At 70.5% G+C, this 2,429-nt stretch carries 1 protein-coding gene; it reads right to left on the bottom strand.

Features of this window, described 5'->3' with window-relative positions; genetic code table 11:
• Positions 1-361: 361 nt before the first annotated feature.
• A complete protein-coding gene (locus tag SPI96_RS09930) occupies positions 362-2,239 on the bottom strand; it encodes an ABC transporter ATP-binding protein (protein WP_321082206.1) in 1,878 nt (625 codons plus the stop codon).
• Between the last annotated feature and the right edge of the window lie 190 nt (positions 2,240-2,429).

Genomic DNA, 2,429 nt, shown 5'->3' with positions numbered 1-2,429 from the left:
CTTTTCTTCTCCTTTTTCTTCTTTTCTTCTCCTTTTTCTTCTTTTCTTCTCCTTTTTCTTCTTCTACTTCTCATCCTCACCCGCACAAACCAAATAACAATAGGAATTAAATGACAAAAAAAAAATATTTTATTCTTTTCTTCTCCTTTTTCTTCTTTTCTTCTCCTTTTTCTTCTTTTCTTCTCCTTTTTCTTCTTCTACTTCTCCTCCTCACCTGGGACGGCGGCGGTGGCGTCCCCCCCGGTGGGCCCCGGCGGCACGGGCCCCCGGGCGCTGGGGAACGGGCGGTCGCGCTCGGCCGGCACCCCGCATCCGGGCCGGCCCCGTCCGGCCCTCGGCCTCGACCCCGGCCCCGCCCCCCTCAGCCCTGGTCCGCGAACTGCGTGGTGTACAGCTCCGCGTACCGACCCCCGGCGGCCAGCAGGGCCTCATGCGGCCCGCGCTCCACGATCCTGCCGCCCTCCACCACGAGAATCTCGTCGGCGTCCCGCACCGTGCTCAGCCGGTGGGCGATCACCATCGCCGTCCGCCCGGCCAACGCCTCCGCCAGCGCCTCCTGGATGGCCCGCTCGTTCGTGGAGTCCAGCGCCGCCGTCGCCTCGTCCAGCACCACGACGCGCGGGGCGGCCAGCAGCAGCCGGGCGATCGTCATGCGCTGACGCTCACCGCCGGAGAGCCGGTAGCCCCGCTCACCGACCACGGTGTCCAGCCCGTCCGGCAGGGCCTCGACCACCCCGCGCAGCCGCGCCCGCCCGACGGCGTCCCACAGCTCCTCGTCGGTGGCCTCGGGGCGGGCGAGCAGCAGATTGCCGCGCACCGTGTCATGGAACAGGTGACCGTCCTGGGTCACCATGCCCACCGCCTCCTGGAGGTCCGCGAAGGCGAGGTCGCGCACGTCCACGCCGCCGACCTCCACGGCGCCGGAGCCGACGTCGTGCAGGCGGGCCACGAGGGAGGCGATTGTGGACTTGCCCGCCCCGGAGGAGCCCACGAGGGCCACGGTGTGCCCGGCGGGGACCTCCAGGTCGATCCCGTGCAGCACCTCCTCGCCGCCGCGGGTGTCCAGCACCGCCACCTCCTCGAGGGACGCCAGGGACACCTCCTGCGCGGAGGGGTAGGCGAAGCGCACGTCCCGGAACCGCACGGACAGCGGGCCGGCCGGCAGCGCCCGCGCCCTGCCGGGCTCCGGCTCCCGGATGAGCGGCTCGAGGTCCAGCACCTCGAACACCCGCTCGAAGCTGACCAGGGCGCTCATCACCTCCACACGCGCGTTGGCCAGGGAGGTCAGGGGCGCGTAGAGGCGGGTGAGCAGCAGGGCGAGGGTCACGACGTCGCCGGCGTCCAGGGTGCCCGCGATCGCTTGGAGCCCGCCCACCCCGTACACGGCCGCGAGCGCGAGCGCCGAGACAAGGGTGAGCAGGGTGGTGAACACGGCCTGGCGCACGGAGATGTTCACGCCGGTGGCGCGTACGCGGTCGGCACGGCGGGCGAACTCGGCGGACTCGGCGCCGGGGCGGCCGAACAGCTTGATGAGGGTGGCGCCGGGGGCGGAGAAGCGCTCGGTCATCTGGTCGCCCATGGCGGCGTTGTGTCCGGCTCGTTCCCGGGACAGGCCGGCGAGCCGGGAGCCGACGATCCGCGCGGGCACCAGGAACACCGGCAACAGAAGCAGGGAGAGCACGGTGACCTGCCAGCTGGTAGCCGCCATGACGGCCAGGGTGAGCGCCACGGAGACGAGGTTGGCCACCACTCCGGAGAGGGTGCGGGAGATCGCGGACTGTGCGCCGATCACGTCGTTGTTGAGCCGGGAGACGAGCGCACCGGTGCGGGTGCGTTCGAAGAAGGCCACGGGCATGCGCTGGACGTGGTCGAACACGCGGGTGCGCAGGTCGTAGATGACCCGTTCGCCGAGGTCGGAGGAGAGCCACTTGGTGAACACGCCCAGGGCTGCGTCGAGCACGGCTACGAGCGCGATGAGCAGGGCCAGGCGGACCACGAGCCCGCCGTCCTGGCCTCCGGTGATGGCGTTGACGACGTGCCCGGCCAGCACTGGGGAGGCGACGCCGAGCACCGCCCCCACGATGGAGGCGAGGACGAACACCACCAGCCGGCCGCGGTACCGGCCGGCGAACGCGACGGTGCGCCGCACCGTCCCCGGGGACAGGGGCTGCTGGACGGTCTGGTTGCGTCCATGCGTCATCCGCATCATGGACGCACGTGCCGCCGACTCCATGCTCATGGGTTCTCCGCTCTCTCGACCGCCCGAGAGTCTACGGGTTGTGAGTCACGGGGTTCCTGCCACGCTCCGGGGGCGGAAGGGCCCCGAATTAGGGGGGCCATACGGGCCCGTTAGCCCCCCGCGCGGGGGGGGGGGAGCGGGGGGGGGGGGGGGGGGGGCAGCGAGGCGGTGTGGGGCGAGAGTGGGGGGG

The organism is Micrococcus sp., from assembly GCF_034179925.1.
Lineage (GTDB): Bacteria > Actinomycetota > Actinomycetes > Actinomycetales > Micrococcaceae > Micrococcus.
The sequence above is the reverse complement of the archived record's forward strand: the minus strand, read 5'-3'. Positions and strand labels throughout refer to the sequence as shown.